The sequence below is a fragment of the Marisediminitalea sp. genome (assembly GCF_984433645.1).
Genome location: NZ_CFIDRX010000071.1, coordinates 1 through 20,212 on the forward strand (window position 1 = coordinate 1; position 20,212 = coordinate 20,212).

The 20,212-nt window shown below is 49.1% G+C and carries 15 protein-coding genes; 5 read left to right on the top strand and 10 right to left on the bottom strand.

The window, feature by feature from the left end:
* Window positions 1-275: 275 nt before the first annotated feature.
* A complete protein-coding gene (locus AC4MRN_RS10805) occupies window positions 276-1,646 on the bottom strand; it encodes an SLC13 family permease (RefSeq protein ID WP_491203271.1) in 1,371 nt (456 codons plus the stop codon).
* Window positions 1,647-1,988: 342 nt separating this feature from the next.
* Between AC4MRN_RS10805 and AC4MRN_RS10810 the strand changes: the two genes are divergently transcribed.
* The 3 genes from AC4MRN_RS10810 to AC4MRN_RS10820 are packed head-to-tail and all read left to right on the top strand — an operon-like array spanning window position 1,989 to window position 5,446.
* Entirely contained in the window at window positions 1,989-4,280 is a 2,292-nt protein-coding gene (locus AC4MRN_RS10810) for a penicillin acylase family protein (RefSeq protein WP_491203272.1), read from the top strand.
* 8 nt (window positions 4,281-4,288) lie between these two features.
* Window positions 4,289-4,756 (top strand): Cys-tRNA(Pro) deacylase, encoded by a 468-nt coding sequence (gene ybaK / locus AC4MRN_RS10815; RefSeq protein WP_073324881.1) that lies wholly within the window; start codon window positions 4,289-4,291, stop codon window positions 4,754-4,756.
* A gap of 9 nt (window positions 4,757-4,765) precedes the next feature.
* The gene (locus AC4MRN_RS10820) at window positions 4,766-5,446 is read left to right on the top strand and encodes a phytanoyl-CoA dioxygenase family protein (protein WP_491203273.1); all 681 of its coding nucleotides are present in this window, start codon (window positions 4,766-4,768) and stop codon (window positions 5,444-5,446) included.
* A gap of 18 nt (window positions 5,447-5,464) precedes the next feature.
* On the opposite strand, the gene AC4MRN_RS10825 is transcribed toward AC4MRN_RS10820, so the two are convergent.
* The 5 genes from AC4MRN_RS10825 to AC4MRN_RS10845 form a co-directional block, all read right to left on the bottom strand.
* Window positions 5,465-6,022: a hypothetical protein gene (locus AC4MRN_RS10825; protein ID WP_370164919.1), complete on the bottom strand. Its 558-nt coding sequence runs from the start codon at window positions 6,020-6,022 to the stop codon at window positions 5,465-5,467.
* A 121-nt stretch (window positions 6,023-6,143) separates the two neighbouring features.
* Window positions 6,144-6,443: an integration host factor subunit alpha gene (gene ihfA, locus AC4MRN_RS10830; RefSeq protein ID WP_073324884.1), complete on the bottom strand. Its 300-nt coding sequence runs from the start codon at window positions 6,441-6,443 to the stop codon at window positions 6,144-6,146.
* Between the two features lie 3 nt (window positions 6,444-6,446).
* Window positions 6,447-8,834 carry a phenylalanine--tRNA ligase subunit beta gene (gene pheT, locus AC4MRN_RS10835; protein ID WP_491203274.1) on the bottom strand — a complete coding sequence of 796 codons (2,388 nt, stop codon included), beginning with the start codon at window positions 8,832-8,834 and terminating at the stop codon, window positions 6,447-6,449.
* 12 nt (window positions 8,835-8,846) lie between these two features.
* The gene (pheS, locus tag AC4MRN_RS10840; RefSeq protein ID WP_073324886.1) at window positions 8,847-9,827 is read right to left on the bottom strand and encodes a phenylalanine--tRNA ligase subunit alpha; all 981 of its coding nucleotides are present in this window, start codon (window positions 9,825-9,827) and stop codon (window positions 8,847-8,849) included.
* 205 nt (window positions 9,828-10,032) lie between these two features.
* A complete protein-coding gene (locus AC4MRN_RS10845) occupies window positions 10,033-10,572 on the bottom strand; it encodes a hydrolase (protein WP_491203275.1) in 540 nt (179 codons plus the stop codon).
* Window positions 10,573-10,974: 402 nt separating this feature from the next.
* Between AC4MRN_RS10845 and AC4MRN_RS10850 the strand changes: the two genes are divergently transcribed.
* Window positions 10,975-13,551, top strand: coding sequence for a TonB-dependent siderophore receptor (locus tag AC4MRN_RS10850; protein ID WP_491203276.1), 2,577 nt, complete (start codon window positions 10,975-10,977; stop codon window positions 13,549-13,551).
* Between the two features lie 42 nt (window positions 13,552-13,593).
* Here AC4MRN_RS10850 and AC4MRN_RS10855 read toward each other — a convergent pair whose 3' ends face one another.
* From AC4MRN_RS10855 to AC4MRN_RS10865, 3 genes are all read right to left on the bottom strand, one after another.
* Window positions 13,594-13,785 carry a CsbD family protein gene (locus tag AC4MRN_RS10855; protein WP_073324890.1) on the bottom strand — a complete coding sequence of 64 codons (192 nt, stop codon included), beginning with the start codon at window positions 13,783-13,785 and terminating at the stop codon, window positions 13,594-13,596.
* 246 nt (window positions 13,786-14,031) lie between these two features.
* Entirely contained in the window at window positions 14,032-17,097 is a 3,066-nt protein-coding gene (locus AC4MRN_RS10860; protein ID WP_491203277.1) for an efflux RND transporter permease subunit, read from the bottom strand.
* A gap of 2 nt (window positions 17,098-17,099) precedes the next feature.
* Window positions 17,100-18,188 carry an efflux RND transporter periplasmic adaptor subunit gene (locus tag AC4MRN_RS10865; RefSeq protein WP_162359884.1) on the bottom strand — a complete coding sequence of 363 codons (1,089 nt, stop codon included), beginning with the start codon at window positions 18,186-18,188 and terminating at the stop codon, window positions 17,100-17,102.
* A 91-nt stretch (window positions 18,189-18,279) separates the two neighbouring features.
* Here AC4MRN_RS10865 and AC4MRN_RS10870 point away from each other — a divergent pair, with 91 nt between their 5' ends.
* Window positions 18,280-19,188 (top strand): LysR family transcriptional regulator, encoded by a 909-nt coding sequence (locus AC4MRN_RS10870; RefSeq protein ID WP_491203278.1) that lies wholly within the window; start codon window positions 18,280-18,282, stop codon window positions 19,186-19,188.
* Window positions 19,189-19,445: 257 nt separating this feature from the next.
* Here AC4MRN_RS10870 and AC4MRN_RS10875 read toward each other — a convergent pair whose 3' ends face one another.
* Window positions 19,446-19,859 (bottom strand): CPBP family glutamic-type intramembrane protease, encoded by a 414-nt coding sequence (locus tag AC4MRN_RS10875; RefSeq protein ID WP_491203279.1) that lies wholly within the window; start codon window positions 19,857-19,859, stop codon window positions 19,446-19,448.
* Window positions 19,860-20,212: the final 353 nt, after the last annotated feature.

The window sequence follows — 20,212 nt, forward strand, 5'->3', positions numbered from 1 at the left end:
GTAAATGCAGAAAATGCTCACGGTATAGTACCAATTGAAATTGCACTTCATCATGCTACAGATGAGGTGGTCAGACTTTTAGCCTGGTCAGGAGCGAAATTACATAGCCGCTCGAGACCACATTGGCGAAAACGTTTAGAAGAATGTTTAAGCAGCCGCTGACCATCTCGTTACGTTGTGTAGCGCGATACTCTGAAACTAAACCAGGCTGAGACTTAACCAAAAAAGCGTTGATTAAGGCTACTGTCTGAAGTCTTTACCGCTTCTTATTTAAACTACAATCGGGTTACCACCACAACGCCGGTGATCACCAGCCCTACCAGAATATTCAGTATGGTGCCTTCGCGCACCATAGTCTGAATAGGAATGCGTCCACTGCCGTACACAATGGCATTGGGTGCAGTTGCAACCGGCATCATAAACGCGCAGCTAGCGCTGATTGCCGCAGGCATCATTAACACAATCGGATCGACCCCAATCGCCGCGGACGCACTGGCCAATACTGGCATCAGTAATGTTGCGGTAGCGGTATTAGAGGTAATCTCAGTCACAAAGCTTACCGCCAGGCATAACAACAATAACGTCAGTACGACCGGTAATGCCGATAAACCCGTTAAAGCTTCGCCCAACAGCTGACTCAGGCCCGACGCGGTAAAGGCTTTCGCCATACAAATACCACCGGCAAACAGCAATAGCATGCCCCAGGGAATCGATTCAGCGGTGCGCCAGTCCAGCAACTGGCCCGGCTTTTCTTTATCGCCGTCAGGGACCAGAAACATTAACACCACGCCGGCAATTGCAATGGTACTGTCGCTCACCAGTGTCATACCGGTCCATGCCGACCAGTAAGGGCGGAATATCCAGGCCAGCGCCACAATACCAAACACGGCTAATACCCGCTTTTCAGCAGTACGCCACCCACCCGCTTTAGGTAAATCACAGGGCGGCATTTCACCCAGGTTGCGGGTTAACCAGAACGACATGATCGGAATGGAAATAAGCACAACGGGCACGCCGGTCATCATCCAATTCAGGAAGCTCAGCTCAACCCCAGTGGTTTGCTGATACACGCTCATAAAAATAATATTCGGTGGCGTGCCGATAGGCGTTCCCACACCGCCCAGACTTGCAGCATAGGCAATACCCAGCAACAGCGCTGTCGCCAGTTTAGGTGAGTCCATTGAAGTAATGATTGCCATTGCAATGGGTAACAACATAAGCGCCGTTGCAGTATTGGAAATCCACATACTTAGCAGCGCCGACGTAAGCATAAACCCCAACACCAAACGTTTGGCACTGGACGATCCGCATAATCGCAGCATGTATACCGCAATACGCCTGTGCACCCCGGACTTTTCCAGTGCTTTAGAGAGCATAAACGCCCCCATTAGCAATAAAATCACATGGCTTCCCAGCGCAGATGACGCCTCTTTGTAGTCAATCACCCCCGCCATGGGAAACGCAACAAAGGGAATCAATGAGGTAACGGGGATCGGTAACGCTTCGGTCACCCAAAGAATAGCAATTAACACCGTCAGCGCCGCCGTTAAGCTTAATTCAGAAGAATGGCCGTTAGCGTCCAATAGCCACCACAGCAAGGTGCTCACAACCGCACTAAAAAGAATGACGTTATTTTTTATTTTCATAGTTTGCCAACCCGTACTAAGCGTACGTACTCCTGTTTACCTGAGGTAATTATGGCGTCCTGAGCCTGTCGTAATGGGCGCTCTTAACGATTACAGCCCTGTTGTAGCGGTCTTTGCCTCTTTGTGAATACTGTCGGATGGCATTGCTACTGATTGATTTTATAGCTTTTCTTGTTATTACAACCAGCTTAACCCGAGACACTGCTCGCGCCAATACCCCTTCGTCGCATCCCGGTCAGACCTGTTAGTTATAATTCACTGGCCTTTGCAATTCATCGTCTTGTAAACTGGTGGTTATACACTGCGTTTTAATGCAGAAAGGTATTTAAAAGGACACTTCCCATGCTCAAGTGGATCAAATGGTTGTTCATTGCAGTCATTGCCATCTTACTCATCGCCGGTGCAACCGTGTACGTAACGTTATCGCAAAGCTTACCTGTACTGGACGGTCAAAAGCAGCTGCGCGAAATCAGCCACCCTGCCAGCTTGTCACGTGATGCATTGGGTCAGGCTGTCATCACCGCAGCCAATCAGCTGGATGCTGTTTACCTATTAGGTTATGCCCACGGGCAAGACAGACTGTTCCAAATGGATTTACAGCGCCGCGTGGCGGCTGGTGAGCTGTCTGAGTGGTTGGGTGAAGTCGCCCTAAACGTCGACAAAAATAACCGTTTTCATCAGTTTCGACGCCTTGCCGAGCGCATATTGCCGACCTTACCGGATTGGCAACAACAGGCGCTGGTGCAATATGCCAAAGGCGTGAATCAAGCTATCAGCGAGCTTGGTGCCGAACCGTTTGAATATTTGCTAACCGGCTTTGACATCAAGCCCTGGACCGAAGTTGACAGTCTGTTAGTGGTATACAGCATGTACCTGGACTTACAGGGCAATACCTTGTCCAGAGACTTAGCGCTCACCGAGCTTGCCAAACACTATGGTCAGCCGATGGTCGATTTTATTTTACAGTCCAGTCAGTACCAGGCGGCACTGGATGGTAGTCGTCAGCAATTTAAAGCAGATATTCCCCCCCTGCCCGGCAACGATGTAACCGCAAAACATACCGTCGAGGTTTTACCTTTTGTGCCCGAAATAGGCAGTAACAACTGGATTGTCAGCGGTGAGCTTACCGACGGCGGTGGCGCTCTACTTGCCAACGACATGCATCTGGGCTTCAGAGTACCGATTATCTGGTACCGTACTCAACTTAATTACGCCCGTAACGATTACGATGTGAATATCACAGGCGTGTCTTTACCCGGTGTGCCCGGCATCATTGTCGGCACCAATGGTCATGTGGCCTGGGGCTTCACCAACGCCTATATCGACACGGCGGACTGGGTAGAAATCAGCGACCCTGGCAGTCTTACCGAAGTAGAAGAAACCATACTGGTAAAAGGCGAAGCGCACAGATACACCCGTTTGGAAAGTCAGTGGGGGCCGGTTAAGCAAATCGGCGATCGCTACTACGCACTGCAATGGGTTGCCCACCAACCCTACTCCGCCAACCTTAACCTGATGTTAATGGATACCCAGTTGAGCGTACTCGATGCGATTCCCGTGGTACGCAAGTTGGGTATTCCAGTGCAGAACTTCGTAATGGGTGACACCCGCGGCAATATTGCCTGGATGCCAGGCGGTGCAGTGCCCGGCCGCCAGGAGCCCAAAGACATCGCCGTACCTGAATCACAGGCTGCCGGTGGCTGGGACATTGACGAAATGGATTTACCGGTGGTGATGAACCCTGACACCAAACGAATCTGGACGGGTAATTCCCGGGTAATGAGCACAGAAGATGCCACGCGTTTTGGTGACGGCGGTTATGCACTGGGCGCCCGTGCCCAACAAATTCGCGATCGCTTGTTCGACTATCAACAATTCGATGAAGGACGCTTTTACCAGATTCAGTTAGATAACGAAGCGCGTTTCCTTCAGCCCTGGCATGCATTGCTTCGCCAATTACTGAATCGCAATAGCGGCTATTTTGCCAACGACATTGCCGCGCTGGAAAACTGGGGCAACTGCGCCTGTGCTGATTCAGTGGGTTACACATTGGTGAAGCATTTCCGCCAGCAGGTAATTTCCGCCGCGTTTGATTCAGTATCCGACACGCTAACGTCAAAGGATCTATCATTACGCCCTCTAAGCCGTTATTTGGAGCCCGCAATCTGGCAACTTATTCGTAAGCAGCCACCTGGCTGGTTACCAGAAGGACAGAGTGACTGGCAGGCGTTTATGCTGGCGCAATACGAAGAAGCCAAAGCGTCTTTGGAAAAGCAATATGGTAAAAGTGAGGACCTCTCTACCCTTCGTTGGGGTAAAGTGAACACCCTGGCCATTACCCACCCGTTTGCTAACCAAATTCCGCTGGTAGGTAAATACCTGAACATGCCGGAAGTGGAAGGGTTTGGCGATACTTACATGCCGTCTGTACAACAGCGTGCATTTGGTGCATCCGAGCGTTTATTTGTGCGCCCGGGTAAACTGGAAAGCGCGGTGCTGACGTTACCAGGTGGTCAGTCGGGTCACCCGCTATCGCCCTTTTACCGGGCGGGCTTTATGGATTACGCCGAGCAAAGGCTTACGCCGCTGCTTCCCGGCGACGCCATTCACACGCTTTCATTTACCCCGCAGTAGGAGCAAATATGACACCGGGCATTGTGGCTGCCGAGCGTAAAAAAATCGCGCATAAGGTGCACAAGTATACACACGACAAACAAGCGGCCTCCTATGGTTTGGAAGCCGCTGAAAAGCTCTCGCTGGCACCCGAACAGGTCTTCAAGACACTCGTCGCCGAACTGGATACCGGCGCGCTGGTGGTTGCGGTTGTACCTGTTACGCATCAGCTGAACCTTAAACAACTGGCCAAAGCGGCCGGCGCAAAAAAAGCGCAAATGGGCAATCCGCAAAAAGTAGAGCGCACCACAGGCTATGTGCTGGGTGGTGTCAGTCCGTTGGGCCAAAAGAAAGCCCTGCCCACGTTTATCGACGCATCGGCAGAGCCTTTCGATACCATCTACGTGAGCGCGGGAAAACGCGGTCTGGAAATTGAATTAAGCCCACAGGATTTAGCTGGCCTGACCCGCGGTAAGTTCGCCCCACTCGCAGGCTAGACAGAGTAAATGGCCGCTAAGCATAGTAACGCGCTGCCCTTGGGATACGAATTAATTAAAGGGTGCTTACCGCCAGCGCAGTGCCACGCCATCTGTAAAGAATTGTCATCGCACCACGTCTGTGCCGGCACGGGTGGCATTCGCAATGCCGAGAAGAAGTTTACTGGCATTCATGATCTCGCCCACTGCGCCCATTTGCTGAGTCTCGCGGCTCAATACCTCAATGGTCCCGCGCAGTTAGTGCGCGCCATCGTATTTAATAAGACCGTCGACAATAACTGGCTGGTAACCTGGCATCAGGATAAAACCGTGTGCGTGTCAGCGAAATTCGATGCCCCTGACTGGGGCCCCTGGAGTGAAAAAGACCATACCCTGCATGTACAGGCACCACTTGCTGTTTTAAATAATATGGTGACGTTGCGAATCCACCTGGATCCCGCCGACATTAGCAGCGGCTGTCTGAAAGTCATTCCCAGTAGTCATCAGGCTGGATTACTCTCGCAGAACGACATCGAGCAAATAGTTCGACAACAGCCGGAAGTAGTATGTGAAGCTGGCGTGGGAGATGTACTGGTAATGCGCCCCCATTTGCTTCACGCCTCGTCAAAAGCACAAAACCCGTCTCAACGACGGGTTGTACACTTAGAATACAGTGGCTACTCGCTGCCTGACCATGTCGGCTGGGCCTGAGTAAGCAACCAACCCCGCTTAGTTACTTTTGAAACGCTGTTGCCACAAGCGTTTAGCTTCTTTAATCGCGACGTCACCTGGCGGATTCGTCCCACCCAGCTCTATTGCGATTTCATTGATAATTGCATCACGCTGCGCAATCATCTCGTCCGCTTTCGCAAACAAATCCTGTGCTTGCGGGTACTGCGCTTTTAAATCCTCAATACCGGCTAACGAATGATATCGCTGCTCAAAACCTTCATTAAACAACGCGCGGTTTGCATGAAACTGCAAATACTCCAATCCTTCCTGTGACGCAATAAAATCAATATCCTGCTGACTCAGTTCAGCGGCAACGGCAACCTCAACCGCCTTTTGTTGCCAGGTTTGTAATGCCTGAGCGTCCTGCTGCTGAATAGCCTGCTTAACGCCTGCCATTAAATCGCTGGCGTGCAGAATTTGTTGGCGAAATGAAAGCGAAGCTAATGCAGCATCCTGTTGTTCATCTTCAACAGGCGTTTGTGGTTGAGTAAACCAAAACCCTACTGCGGCAATTAGCAGTACAACGACCAGTATTAAGCCTTTGCGAAATGTCATAAAAAATGCCTACCCCAAAACTACGTGTAGGTTAGAAGATCTGTCAGCCAGAAGCCCAACTAACAGCATAAAAAGGCCAGCAGAGCTGCTGGCCAATGATGTTTTTTAAAGCACTACGTCTCTACTCTGTAGGCGGCTTGGAATTTTCAACCCGACTCTTGAGTTTCTGACCTGGGCGGAACGTAACCACGCGACGCGCTTTGATCGGAATGTCCTCACCCGTTTTCGGGTTGCGGCCAGGCCGTTCATTCTTGTCACGCAAATCAAAGTTGCCAAACCCGGAGAGTTTCACTTGTTCACCGGATTCCAGTGCGCCTTTGATTTCTTCAAAAAACGCTTCCACCAAATCCTTAGCGTCTTTCTTGTTGATACCCAGTTTTTCGAATAAGTGTTCAGCCATCTCGGCCTTGGTTAATGCCATAATTTACTCTCTTAACGCTGCCCCGAATTCAGATTCAAGCCCTTTAACCACTGAATCTACCACCGCTTGGATCTCTGCATCTTCCAACGTTTTGTCTGGATCTTGCAGGATCAGTGATAACGCAAGGCTCTTATAGCCGTCGGCTATTCCTTGACCAGTATACACATCGAACAAGTTTAGGCCAACTAATTGATTTGCGCTATTTTTTTCAATAAATTTTATTACATCGCCGACAGCCACGGTTTCAGCCACGGTAATCGCGATGTCACGGCGGTTTGCCGGGAACTTGGAAACCGGCTTCGCAGACGGTAATTCACGCTGTGTAACGGCACTTAACAGCAGTTCAAAAACAAACACACGTCCGTTGGTGCCCAGCTTTTTGCTGAATTGCGGGTGTACCGCGCCCAGCCAGCCAATGTGCGCATCATCAAGGTAAATTGCCGCTGACATGCCCGGGTGCAAGGCAGAATGCGTTTCAGCTTTGAAGCTCACTTGCTTGCCTTTACCGGTTAGTCCCAGCAGCGCTTCTACATCAGCTTTCGCATCAAAGAAATCAACAGCCGAATCAGTACCGTCCCAATGTTCCGCTAAGCGACGACCAGCAAGCACGCCCGCCAGCATCGGCTCCTGATTAATGCCGTTCGGTGCATCAGCATCGGGAACAAAGCGCAGGCCAGTTTCGAACAAACGAATGCGGTTTTGCTGACGCTTCTGGTTATACGAAGTTGCCTGAAGCAGACCCGGCCACAAGCTCACGCGCATAATAGACATGTCTGAAGAAATCGGATGCGGCAATACCAAACCGTTGCTTTCCGGGAACAACAGGTTTTGAATTTTCGGATCAACAAACGAATAGGTAATGGCTTCGTTGTAGCCGCGGTTAAGTAGTACTGCTTTAACCGCATCCAGCGATAATGTCGCTTCGTTTGCCGGAATCATTGACAGCGCGGCCACTGGGGCAACATTAGGAATGCTGTTGTAACCGTAAACGCGAGCCACTTCTTCGATTAAATCTTCTTCAATCGCAATATCAAAGCGGTACGACGGTGCTTTGGCAACCCAACCTTCGTCTGATTCTGTTGCCTGCATGCCCAGTCGGGCCAGGATTTCAGACACGGTGTCATCAGCAATATCAATGCCCAGAACACGCTTCAGGCGTGCTTTACGCAGCGTAACCTCGGGTTGCGCTGGTAACGTAGCGTCATTCACTGCTTCAACAACCGGGCCAGCTTCTCCGCCACAGATATCCAGAATCAAACGCGTCGCGCGTTCCATTGCGGTTGCCTGCAACAGCGGGTCAACACCACGCTCATAACGGTGCGATGCATCGGTGTGCAGACCGTATTGGCGCGCTTTGCCCATAATGGCATCCGGCGCGAAGAACGCACTTTCCAGCAAAATATCGGTGGTGTTTTCGTCGGTACCTGAATGCAGTCCACCGAAGATACCCGCCATTGCCAGCGCCTTATTGTCGTCGGCAATGACCAGGGTGTTGTCTTTAAGCTCTACCGTGGTTTCATCGAGTAGCGTCAGGGATTCACCTGCATTAGCCATGCGTACATTAATACCGCCTTCAATAGAAGCCAGGTTGAATGCGTGCATGGGGTGGCCAAGTTCAAGCAGTACGAAGTTGGTTACGTCTACAATCGGGTCGATGCTGCGAATACCACTGCGGCGCAGTTTTTCTGTCAGCCACAGGGGTGACTGCGCTTTTACGTTAACGCCTTTTACCACACGGCCCAAATAGCGCGGGCAAGCTTCAGGCGCGCTTAACGTAATCGCCAGCTTGTCTTCAATAGTTGGTGCAACCGCTTCTACCGTTGGTTCGGTTACGTCGGTGTTATTTAACACGCCAACTTCACGGGCAATACCGCGAAGGCCAAGGCAATCTGCACGGTTAGGGGTTAAATCAACCTCAATGGTAACGTCATTGAGTTCAAGGTAGTCGCGAATATCAGCACCAATCGGTGCATCCAGAGGCAACTCAATAATACCGCTGTGATCGTCGCTAATACCCAGTTCAGAGAAACTACACAACATGCCGAACGACGGCTCACCGCGCAGTTTCGCTTTCTTAATTTTAAAATCACCCGGTAGCACTGCGCCCACTTTGGCAACAGCCACTTTCAGGCCAAGACGGCAGTTTGGTGCACCACATACGATGTCCAGCAGCTCGTCTTCGCCCACATTAATTTTGGTCACGCGCAGTTTGTCAGCGTTAGGGTGTTGCCCACACTCAACCACCTCGCCTACTACTACGCCTGAGAAGTCACCGGCAACCGGTTCTACGCCGTCGACTTCCAGTCCGGCCATACTTAGCTGCTCGCACAGTTCATCCTGTGACGCAGCAGGGTTAACCCATTCTCTTAACCACTTTTCACTGAATTTCATGTTGATGCCGCCTTAGTTGAACTGCTTGAGGAAACGGAGGTCGTTTTCGAAAAACGCGCGTAAGTCATTTACGCCGTAGCGCAACATGGTTAAGCGCTCAACGCCCATTCCAAAGGCGAAACCAGTGTATTCTTCAGGGTCAATGCCCACAGCACGCAGCACATTAGGATGCACCATACCGCAGCCCAGCACTTCCAGCCACTGGCCGTTCTTACCCATCACATCGACTTCTGCTGAAGGTTCAGTAAACGGGAAGTAAGACGGACGGAAGCGCACTTGCAATGACTCTTCAAAGAAGTTTTGCAGGAAGTCGTGCAGAATACCTTTCAGCTCAGTAAAGCTCACATTCTTGTCTACCATCAGGCCTTCTACCTGGTGGAACATCGGTGTGTGAGTCTGATCGTAATCGTTACGGTATACACGTCCCGGCGAGATAATACGCAATGGCGGCTTTTCTGCTTCCATAGTGCGGATCTGTACACCAGACGTTTGCGTACGCAACATGATTTCCGGATTAAAATAAAAGGTATCATGGTCAGCACGAGCCGGGTGATTAGCCGGAATGTTCAGCGCGTCAAAGTTGTGGAAGCTGTCTTCTACTTCCGGGCCGGTCTTCACTGCGAAGCCCAGCTCGCCAAAGAACTTTTCAATACGGCTAATTGTGCGTGATACCGGGTGCAGGTTGCCTGCGAACTCGGTGCGACCCGGCAGGGTCACGTCAACCGCTTCTTCAGCCAGCTTCTTATTCATTTCTGCTGTGCGCAAGGCGTCGCCTTTCACGCTGATAGCCTGTTGAATAACTTGCTTTGCTTCGTTAATTTTTTGTCCGGCAAGTGGACGTTCTTCAGCAGACAACTGCCCTAACCCTTTTAACAGGTCAGTCAGTTTGCCTTTTTTACCCATGAACTCCACCCGAACCTGGTCGAGCGTGGCTGCGTCGCTGGCAGCATCAATCTCTGCTTTCGCCTGATTGACTATCGCTTCAAGCTCCATGTTTACCCCAATTTGGTACAAAATTACTGTGTGGCAGACCCGACATGGTTGCAATCAAACGGATTGCAAAACGGCCGGAACTGTAAAAGGCCGACATTTTACACAAAGGATAAAAGGCACGGCTACCCTAACGGGCTGATTTCAGCAAATAAAATGCAAAAACCTGCAAAATTGCAGGTTTTTACTGTTCAAATCATACCAGTGCTTATTTGACGAGAGGCAGAATCGCTTTGAATTCCGGAATATCGGCCCGTTCGAGCAATTCGTACAGCGCCATTTCAACACCGCTAATGTGTGCCCCCAGGCGTTGCATTTTGTCCAGCGCCAGGGCTTTGTTCTGAGGATTTCTGGATGACACCGCATCATTTACAATATGCGCGTGATAGCCGTTGTCGAGTAGGTCACATACGGTCTGGTAAACGCAGATGTGAGCTTCAATGCCACACACAAGCCAGTCTGTACGCCCGGTTGATGCAATCGCCTGCGAAATTGCCGTGTTACCCATTGCACTAAACGTAGATTTAGCGAAAGGCTCATAGTCTGACAAATGTTCAGCTATTGCCGGCACCGTTGTGCCCAGTTTGTCTGGCAACTGCTCTACCCAAATCACGGGGAGCCCAAGTATTTTCATGCCTTGCACTAAGGTGATAACAGATTGAATCGTCTCATCGCTATTGGCAACCAGTGTAGCCAGCTTTCCCTGCACGTCGATGATAATCAGACCGGTATTTTGTTGTTGTAACACACGCCTATCCTTCTCGGTTTCGTTTCATCACTATAACTCTCTATCATACATACCCTTCGCGCACTCCATGGTCGCACTATCAGTGTTTCACCGCGATAAACTGACCTTTTATCGTGCACCGACTGAATAAAATTGGTGCATTTAATTTCATCAATGAAATAACGACGCTCAAAATTGCGCTCACATAGCAACATCACGACTAATTAAAACCCTATTTTCTATCGCTGATAGATAAAACCATAACCTATTGAATAAATTTATATTTATAAAAATTACTTGCGTATATTTGACCTATCCCCCAAGTACTTCTGCGCCTTATTCTGACCACCTGGTCAAGTTTTGGCACGTGTTGTGCTCCAAGGCTGTCGGGAACACTTCACACTCACTCAACAGGGAACACTAATGAAACACTCTCATTCTTTTCATCCCATTGCGGTAAGTATTGCACTTTTTCTTCTTGGCAGTACTACCACCGCACTCGCTCAGGAAGCATCAGAAGTCAGTGAAACTGACGTTGAAAAAATAGATGTACTGGGCAAAAAAGCGGATTACTACTCCATTATGCCAAACGGCGAAAACCGCAGCGCGTTTGGTTTAGACAAATCACTGTACGAAACCCCTCGTTCAATTACCGAAATCAGCGAAGACCTGGTAGACAAATTCGCACTGCGCAGCGTTGATGATTTGGTTCGTTTAACCCCGGGGGCGTTCACCAGCTCGTTCTTCGGTATTAAAGGCGCCATGGATATTCGCGGTGAGCCTGCCGACAACTATTTCCGGGGCTTTCGTCGCATTGCCAACCCGGGTGCATTCAATACCATTGTGCGCGGTGCGGAAAAACTTGAAGTCATGCGTGGCCCGGTGTCACCACTCTACGGTAGCGGCAGCGTGGGTGGACAGCTCAATTACACCCCCAAATCGGCCAAAGTAGGCGGCAGTAAATACATCGATGAAGTCACCGGTGACATTTCAGTTACCGTGGGTTCGTACAACCAACGCATCATCTCGGGCAGCCTGGGTATCCCTCTGGAAATTGGCGGTAAATACGGTGGCCTGCAGTTATTTGCCGAAGTTGAAGATTCAGAATCGTTCTTTGATGGGTATGAGCCTTCCAGTGAGTTAGTTCAGGCTGCTGTCGATTTTGACCTGTCCGACAGCACGACTCTGCAGTTCGGCGTGCAGTATCAGACGACTGACAGTATTCAGGTGCCGGGATGGAACCGCGTCACGCAAGACCTGATTGACAACGGTACTTATATAACCGGTGCCGCGCCGATTCGAAACTCTGACAATCCGATAGGCGCCAATACTCTGCTGCCTCAGGAGTCGTCGTTCATAGCGTCGTTTGCGCCCAGCTTCCTGAATAACGCATTTAGCAACGTAAACAGTTGGTGTACGGCTGCCGACGCGGGTGCAGGTAATGCCTCGTACAACGGTTTTGAAATCAGCTGTGCCGGCGGTTTTGGTAATTTCCTGGCTGACCGCACACTGGCTAACCCTTATGCGTTAACCGATGTAGGCACTACGCAAATCGATCATCAGACTACGTTTATCGACGATCAGGATTACGCTGATACCACGGCGATTACCGCGTATATCGACATCACCCATGAGTTCGAAAGTGGCACTGTATGGAAAAATGAAGCGTTTTACGATTACATGGATCACACCAAGTACCAAAGCTGGGGTTTCACCGCTTACTACCCGGACGCATTCCTGTACGAACTTCGCAGCAGCCTGACTTTCGAGTACGAAGGCGACAGTTTTACTGCTAACAGCATAGTGGGTGTGAACTACCGCGAAGAACATTTGGATAACTACGCCGCCTGGATGGATGAGACGTTTGATTTCCGTGATATTTCCGTAGGGCCAACGGCTAATGACCGTATTTCTCCATCATCGTTTGACCCTTATGAAAATGCCACACTCATTTATGACGATGATGGCAACGTCACCGGCGTCGATGGTACGTTAACCCGTAACTTTAACGAAGTGCACCTGTCCAAATCGGCCAATGCCGGAACGTTTTTCCTGACCGATATCGCCTATGGCAAATTTAACGTACTACTAGGTGCGCGGTTTGACTACTTCGACGTTGAATCAGAAAACGGCTGGGTAGCCTATTTAGGCGACCCTCAGGGTAATGGTGTTATAACAGGTGATGATACGGCGTTTAGCTATAACACCAGTATTTCCTACGATGCAGATGGTATTATTCCCTATATCACCTATGCAGAAACCAACTCGTTGAGTACCAACCAACTTGGCGGGATCATTCCAACGACCATTGAGTCAAGCGAATATATCCAGGAATCAGTGCTTCAGGAAGTGGGTGTCAAAATGAACCTGCTCGACAACCGTTTGTATACCGCTGTTGCCTGGTACGATCAGGAAAAGACGTATCGTGACAGTCAGACCGGTGCGCTTGTCGCCGTGTATGGTGATGGCCTGGAATTCGAAATGCGGGCTTTGGTGAGTGAAAATCTGTCTATTCTTGCAACGGCTACCCACACTAATACCGAAGAAGTCAGTAATGGTGCATTAGCAGTTATTAATGGTGCTGATTTCGCGGCGCAGAACGGGCTTAACCCCGAAGATGTGTACGGCGGCCGTATTGCAGGTCCCCGTTCGGCTTTTGTTGGCATGAATACGCGTCTCGAGCGCGGTGGCCTGCCCGACAATATCATTAGTATTTCAGGTACCTGGGCACAGGAACTGGGTGAAGGCGATGTGACAGGGAGTATCGGCCTGACGTGGGTTGACGAAACTTACACTGACATATTGCAAACCGTCTTGCTGCCTAGCTACAGCATTGTGAATGGCTCTGTAAGCTATGCGCAAGGACCGTTTGTTGGTCTTCTGCAAGTGAATAATTTGCTGGATGAAGAATATTATACCTCGGCTGATTTATTCGACTCAGTAGTCGTTAAACCTTCAGCGGGCAGAACCTTCTCGTTCACTGCAACGTATAAGTTCTAAACAAAACAGCCCCTCAGTGTTGCTGAGGGGCTGCCTTAAAACTTAGGCCTGTAAGGCATCAAACTCACGGCGCGCCTTTTCCCTGCTCATGCCATATCTTTCCTGCATTTTGCCGTAAAAGACTTCGAACTTACCTTCCATTTGCTCTACTTCGTCATCGGTGAGCTTACCCCACTTTTCTTTCACTTTACCAGTCAGTTGTGTCCACTTACCTTTAGCAATATCAGTATTCATTGTCCGCTCCTTTATCTAATGAAGTAAAAATGCCTGCAACCGAAACAGAAAACTATTCAGGCATCGCGCAATTGTCTTGCGCTCACAGTAGATAATGCGAAACGCATACCAACCGTATAATTCATTAAAATCATAAACTTACAAAAAAACGTATTTCAGCACTCTGTATTGTTCTCACAGCCAGTGAAAGAGTTACAAAAAAGCCCGGCGTGACAAATCAGGCCGGGCTGCTTTCAGAACAACGTGTTAGTGCGAAGGCTTTATTTTAAAAACCAGGCTATACAGTACGGGCACAAAGACCAGCGTAAGCAAGGTAGCAAAGCCCAGACCAAACATGATCACCACTGCCATGCTGGCAAAGAAGTCATCAAACAAAAGCGGGATCATTCCCAGAATAGTGGTAATGGCCGCCATGCAAACCGGCCTTACCCGGCTCAGCGTAGCATGAAACAACGCTGAATACGGCGCTTTGCCCTCTTCCAGTTCAAGTTTCACCTGCTCAACCAGAACAATACCGTTTTTGATGATCATGCCCGACAGACTTAAAAATCCGAGCAGCGCCATAAAGCCAAACGGTGCGCCGGTTATCAGTAAGCCATAGCTTACGCCAATCAGCGCTAAAGGAATACAAGCCCAGATAATCCCCGCTGTCCTGGCTGAGGCAAACAACAATACCGTTGTAATAAACATGATCAGGTAACCCACCGGCAGCGATCCAAAGATAGCCTTTTGCGCTTTCGTCGAGGCTTCAAATTCACCGCCCCACTCCAGCTCATAACCCACCGGAAGTGGAATGGCTTCAATTTCACCGCGAACGCGAGAGAACAACTTAGCTGCGGTTTCACTGCCCAGAATATCGTGATCGGCCATTACCGTAAGCGTACGCTTTCTGTCTCTGCGCATGATAATCGGGTCTTCCCACACCACATCGAACTTACGCACGATTTGGGTAATTGGAATAAACTGTTGTGCCGTCGATGAGAATATCTGCAGATTCTCCAGATTGTCTGCGGTCAGGCGCTCTTCCGGTGGCGGGCGGCTGATAATAGGTAGCAAGTCCGTGCCATCGCGGTACACGCCAATTTGCGCGCCGCTGAAGCTGGTAAGCAACAGGTTATCCAGATCAGCTTTGCTGATACCAACACGACGCGCTGCGGCTTCGTTAAATACCGGGCGAATTACCTTGGTTTGCTGACGCCAGTTGTCACGGATATTGCGTGCACCTGGATCAGACTCCAGCACGCGCTTTGCTTCTGAAGCCAATTGTCGCAACACCTGTGGATCCGGCCCACTAAAGCGCGCTTCGATTTTGGCATCCGTAGACGGACCAATTTCAAGACGCTTTATCTTATAGAACATTTCGCCGTGTTCAGTTTCCATATAATCGCGCAGTTTCGGCAATTGCGCTTCCAGTGACTCACCATCCTGCATTCTGATCACTAGCTGCGCGTAGGTCGGATAGCTTTTTTCCGTTTTATAGGTAAGCATGAAACGCGGCAGCCCCTGTCCCACTGTCGTTGTCACTTCCTCGACGCCATCCTGCTCAAGCATATGGGCTTCGATAATCCCCATTTTTTCCGCATTAACCCGAATGTCGGTGCCGGCTTTATGCCACACGTCAACCAGAAACATCGGCGTAGTTGAAGGCGGGAAAAACGCCTGCTTTACCTGGCCAAACGCAATGACCGCACTGACTAACAGGCCCACCATGGTAACCACAGTCAACACTCGCCAGCGCAACGCGAAACCCAGAATACCGCTAAACACATCGAATATAACGCCTTTGTAGATGTCTTCGCTGTCTTTCAGTTCGCTACTGTCTGCTTTGGCATCGTCTTTAAATAACAAGGTGGCGAAAAAAGGCGTAAGCGTTATCGCCGTGATCCAACTGAGCAATAAACTCACAAACAACACCCAGAATAAGCTACCAGCAAATTCTCCCGTGGCATCGCTGGACAAACCGATAGGCGCAAACGCAATAATAGCAATCACCGTTGCGCCCAGCAGTGGCCACATATTCTGACTCACCACCTGAGCAGCTGCCTCGCGCTTGTTTAAGCCACGTTTCATGGCTATCAGTATCCCTTCGGTTACCACAATGGCATTATCGACCAGCATCCCAAGCGCAATGATCAGCGCCCCTAGCGAAATACGCTGTAGGTTTATATCCATCTGCTGCATGAAGATAAAGGTGCCTAACACGGTCAATAGCAGGATAAGGCCAATTAACAAGCCTGACTTTATGCCCATGAACAACAGCAGTACCACAATAACAATGCCCACCGCTTCGGCCAGGTTTAAAATAAAACCATGTACGGATTTATCAACTTCAACCGGCTGGTTGTAAATGAAGTCGGTATCCATGCCAACAGGACGCATGTATTCCAATGCTTGCATGCGTTGCTGAATACGCTCGCCCACTTCAACAACATTCACCCCGTCGGCGAAGGATATGCCCAGCAATAAAGCCCGATGGCCACCGTAGTGAATTAAATTGTCCGGCACCTCTTCGTAGCCGCGATACACGCGCGCAACATCGCCAAGGTAAATACGCTCAGATGCGCCCGCCTGGCTAATAAGCAGGTTTTCAAGCTCTTCAACAGATTCGAATTCGCCAGTAGGGTTAATGCGAATGTATTCATCGCCAATTTTAACCTTACCGGCATTCGATACCTGGTTTTGTGTGACCAGCAAAGAACTGATGCGGCTTGGACTGATACCCAGTGAAACAATTTTTGAACGGGAAATCTCCACAAATACCTGCTCTTCCTGCTCACCTTGAACGCTGACTTTGCCAACGCCATCGACTAATACCAACTCACGCTTCAGAAAATCCACATAATCGTTGATGTCTTTGTACTGGTATCCATCACCCGTAACCGCGATAAGCATGCCGTACACATCGGCAAAATCGTCGATGATCTTGGGCGGGTAAACACCTGAGGGCAAAGACGGCGTCAGGTCATTAATTTTACGTCGCATCTCTTCCCAGATACCGCGCAGGTCATCTTTGCGGTAGATGCTTTTCATTTCTACCGTGATCTGCGATTTTCCGGCCGTAGAAATCGACTTGATATTGTCTACGTACGGCAGTTGCTGAATCGCATTTTCAATAGGGTACGTAACTTCTTCTTCAACCTGGGTAGGCGAAGCACCTGGATATACCGTGATCACCATGGCTTGTTTAATGGTAAATTGCGGGTCTTCCAAACGGCCTAAATTTAAAAATGCAATTAACCCACCTAACAGCAGGATAAGCGTAACCATCCAGCTGGACGTCCGGTTGTTAACAAAATAACTGGCTATATTCACGGCTACAGCCCCCGTTCTTTCTGCCAGATTCTGACCGTATCACCGGCGCTAAGACGATGCACACCGGCCGCCACTATTTTTTCTGAAGTGGAAAGCCCACTCACCACCTTGAAGCCCTGATCGGTGATACCGCCTAAGGTGACCGCGCGCTTTTCAAGGGTCATGTCATCCTGGATCACGAACACGTAGCTTTGCTGCGCATTTTCCGCATCAGCAAAAACCGCAGATGATGGTACATTCCAGCCACCGCTTTTCACTTTCATCACTTCGTCGAGTTGCGCTCTCACTGTTGCTGACATGCCCGGGAACACATTAAAACTGTCTGGACGACGCAGTTGAAATACTACTTTGTAGGTGTTGGTAGCCGGATCAGCATCGGCATCATATTCTTTTAACGTTGCGCGAAACACTTCATCGGGATGGGTATCAAAGCGCACTTCAGGACTGTAGTTTGCTTCTTTATCCAGGTTCGACAGCAAGTCTTCCGGAATTTGTATGGCAACATCCACTACCGTATTTTTCTGCAGTGAAAAGACCGGCTGTTGCGCGGTAATACTCTCGAAGTTTTCAACAAAACGCTGAGCAACCTGACCGCTAAAAGGCGCGTGTAACTCTGTATAAGCCAGATTCGTCTTAGCTGACTTTAACGCTGCTGCAGCAACCTGCAACTGCGCGTTGGCTTCATCAAATCCAGCTTTAGACGCCAACTGTTTCTCTACCAGTGTCTTTGCGCGATCGTATTGTACTTTCGCTAGGTCGTAATTTGCCTGCGCCTGATCGACCGCTATTTGATAATCAGTGGGATCCAGTTTTGCCAGCAGTTGACCGGTTTCAACCAATTGTCCTGAAGTGACTAGCAACTCAGACAGTTCTCCGGAAACGCGAAACGCCAGTGTTGCATCCTCGCTGGCTTCAACCACGGCGGGAAACTCGCGATAGCCACCGCTGTCCCCCAGTGTCAGTGTGATTGCTTTTACCAATTTGGTTTGGTCGCCTGTGGATTGCGAGACCTCAGCTTGTCCACCGCAGCCTGCCAACACGCTTATCAGTAGTACCAGTGTACTGAACTGAACATGAAATTTTTGAATCACACACATTCTCCTTAAGCTAATGCTGGCAATATACGCCAATCCATACCAAAATAATATTTAATCTATTTTAGCTATATATTAAATTTAATTTATGACACTGGAACAATTACGGATGTTTGTTACGGTAGCCGATTTGGGCAGTATTGCCCGGGCCGCCGAGCACTTGCACAAAACTCAGCCTGCCATTTCTATTGCTATAAAGCGTTTACAAGACGAATTTAACCTTAGTTTATTGCAAAAAAGCGGGAACCGCCTGCAATTAACCCAAGATGGCATCCGCATGTTGCCACACTGCCGGTACCTGCTGCGCAAACAATCCGATTTAACCGGTCTGGCAGAACACCTGAGTCGTGATCACGAACGCAAGGTAGAGCTCGTATATGATACGATTTGTCAGCAACTTCCGATTTATGATGCGGTAATAAATACACAACGCGCCTACCCTCACACCGAGTTATATTTGAGTTCCGTAGCCAGGCTTGGTGCTCTGCAACGTGTTGTAGACGGTGATGCCGACGTTGCCATTACCCCATGGATGCACAATTTTCACGAGTTAGCGACATTTGAAACTCTGCCGTTTGGCCAATTCGAAGTCGTAGCCGTGATGCATGTTAACTGCCTTAGAAATTTAAACGGCGAGCCTGACCATTCCAGTCACCTGCACGACATTCCGCTTTTGATGCCGCAAGCCTTCGATATAGATATCAATATCGAAAAAATGATGGGCGTGGTGCCGGCTTTTACCATTCGTTCAAACGACAGCGACACCCAAAAAGCCCTGCTCATGAAAGGCGCGGGATGGGGTTATATTCCTCGCGATAAGGTTGCCGATGAGTTAGCATCAGGCGAGTTATTTGCGCTCAAATTGAGCGACGTAACCTGCAGCATTCGCGGTGAAATAAGCGCAGTGCGTAAGCTGGGCCAACAATCTGGCCCGGTCAGTGATTTTCTTTGGGAACAATTAAGGCTGCAAACCGAGTCACAGGGAGAAGGTAGTTAAAATATATTGAGCAACAGTACTATTAGGTCGGTAGTTTTCTGTATGCAGCAGCCATTTTGTAAACCTGCTCAGTTGGTATCTCAACTTTAACGTCCCAGTAAAACCTGTTGTGTAATGGTGTTCAGACAATTTTAAAGAGTAAATGAGGGTTGCTCTTTGTGTAAAGACGGGTGGATACTTTCAGGCATACTTCCTCTAACACCTGTTTTGCCTCTGAGCCCTGGCACTAGCCTTGAAGCGGATGCTGTGCTCTTTTGCTAGACAAAATTTACAGCCAAATTTGCCGCTGCGTGAATAAATAAGGTAGTTCCAATTGCAATCGACTTTCCATGTCGTCTTATTTGCTTCTGGTAATTGTAAGAGAACAATAAACCACCAAAAGAGGTGTATAACAATATGAAACCAATGTGGCCCTCTTTCACTAAATGAAATGTTGAAAAAGTGAGGGTACTACACAGTATAAAAATGTATTTATTCTCCGTTATCCGCTGGCAAACGGAATAAATAAAGACGCAAAATATTAATGTCTCCAATATTGGGCTGAAAAAGACAAGATATAAAAGATGCACGAAATGCGTTTTTCGTTCTTGCACTAAAAGGCTCGAATAATCTACTGACTCAGCCGTAGTAAAATCCGTGAAAAAGAGCATACATAATATGCTTAATTTCATAGACAAGAACGCGAGTAAGGTAAAGTGGAAGACATCTTTTATTAATGTGATTGTTACCCTCTCCACTCTTCGTTCCTCAAAAAGAAGCACTCATCGTTAAGCCGCACAAACATATAGCTATAATCCGGGCTGTGCCCCTCGGAAGCAGTTCGTGTTTACCAATCTCGATAAGAGTGACTAGTAGCCTGCTCCTGTAATGCCCTTATTCAAACTGAGATTGTTTCGCATTTGCAAGCGCTTTTTTGATGTTAATCAGATCAAACTTTTCCACAATTTACTCTTTAGCGACGAGCAGGCCAATAACAGTAAAAACCAGAAGACTAGTATTATTAAAAATAACAGGCTGAAACGAA

Excerpts from the sequence above, each read along its gene's own strand:
- AC4MRN_RS10805 (WP_491203271.1), bottom strand. The coding sequence starts at position 1,646 with ATGAAAATAAAAAATAACGTCATTCTTTTTAGTGCGGTTGTGAGCACC.
- AC4MRN_RS10810 (WP_491203272.1), top strand. The coding sequence starts at position 1,989 with ATGCTCAAGTGGATCAAATGGTTGTTCATTGCAGTCATTGCCATCTTA.
- ybaK (WP_073324881.1), top strand. The coding sequence starts at position 4,289 with ATGACACCGGGCATTGTGGCTGCCGAGCGTAAAAAAATCGCGCATAAG.
- AC4MRN_RS10820 (WP_491203273.1), top strand. The coding sequence starts at position 4,766 with ATGGCCGCTAAGCATAGTAACGCGCTGCCCTTGGGATACGAATTAATT.
- AC4MRN_RS10825 (WP_370164919.1), bottom strand. The coding sequence starts at position 6,022 with ATGACATTTCGCAAAGGCTTAATACTGGTCGTTGTACTGCTAATTGCC.
- ihfA (WP_073324884.1), bottom strand. The coding sequence starts at position 6,443 with ATGGCATTAACCAAGGCCGAGATGGCTGAACACTTATTCGAAAAACTG.
- pheT (WP_491203274.1), bottom strand. The coding sequence starts at position 8,834 with ATGAAATTCAGTGAAAAGTGGTTAAGAGAATGGGTTAACCCTGCTGCG.
- pheS (WP_073324886.1), bottom strand. The coding sequence starts at position 9,827 with ATGGAGCTTGAAGCGATAGTCAATCAGGCGAAAGCAGAGATTGATGCT.
- AC4MRN_RS10850 (WP_491203276.1), top strand. The coding sequence starts at position 10,975 with ATGAAACACTCTCATTCTTTTCATCCCATTGCGGTAAGTATTGCACTT.
- AC4MRN_RS10855 (WP_073324890.1), bottom strand. The coding sequence starts at position 13,785 with ATGAATACTGATATTGCTAAAGGTAAGTGGACACAACTGACTGGTAAA.
- AC4MRN_RS10870 (WP_491203278.1), top strand. The coding sequence starts at position 18,280 with ATGACACTGGAACAATTACGGATGTTTGTTACGGTAGCCGATTTGGGC.
- AC4MRN_RS10875 (WP_491203279.1), bottom strand. The coding sequence starts at position 19,859 with ATGAAATTAAGCATATTATGTATGCTCTTTTTCACGGATTTTACTACG.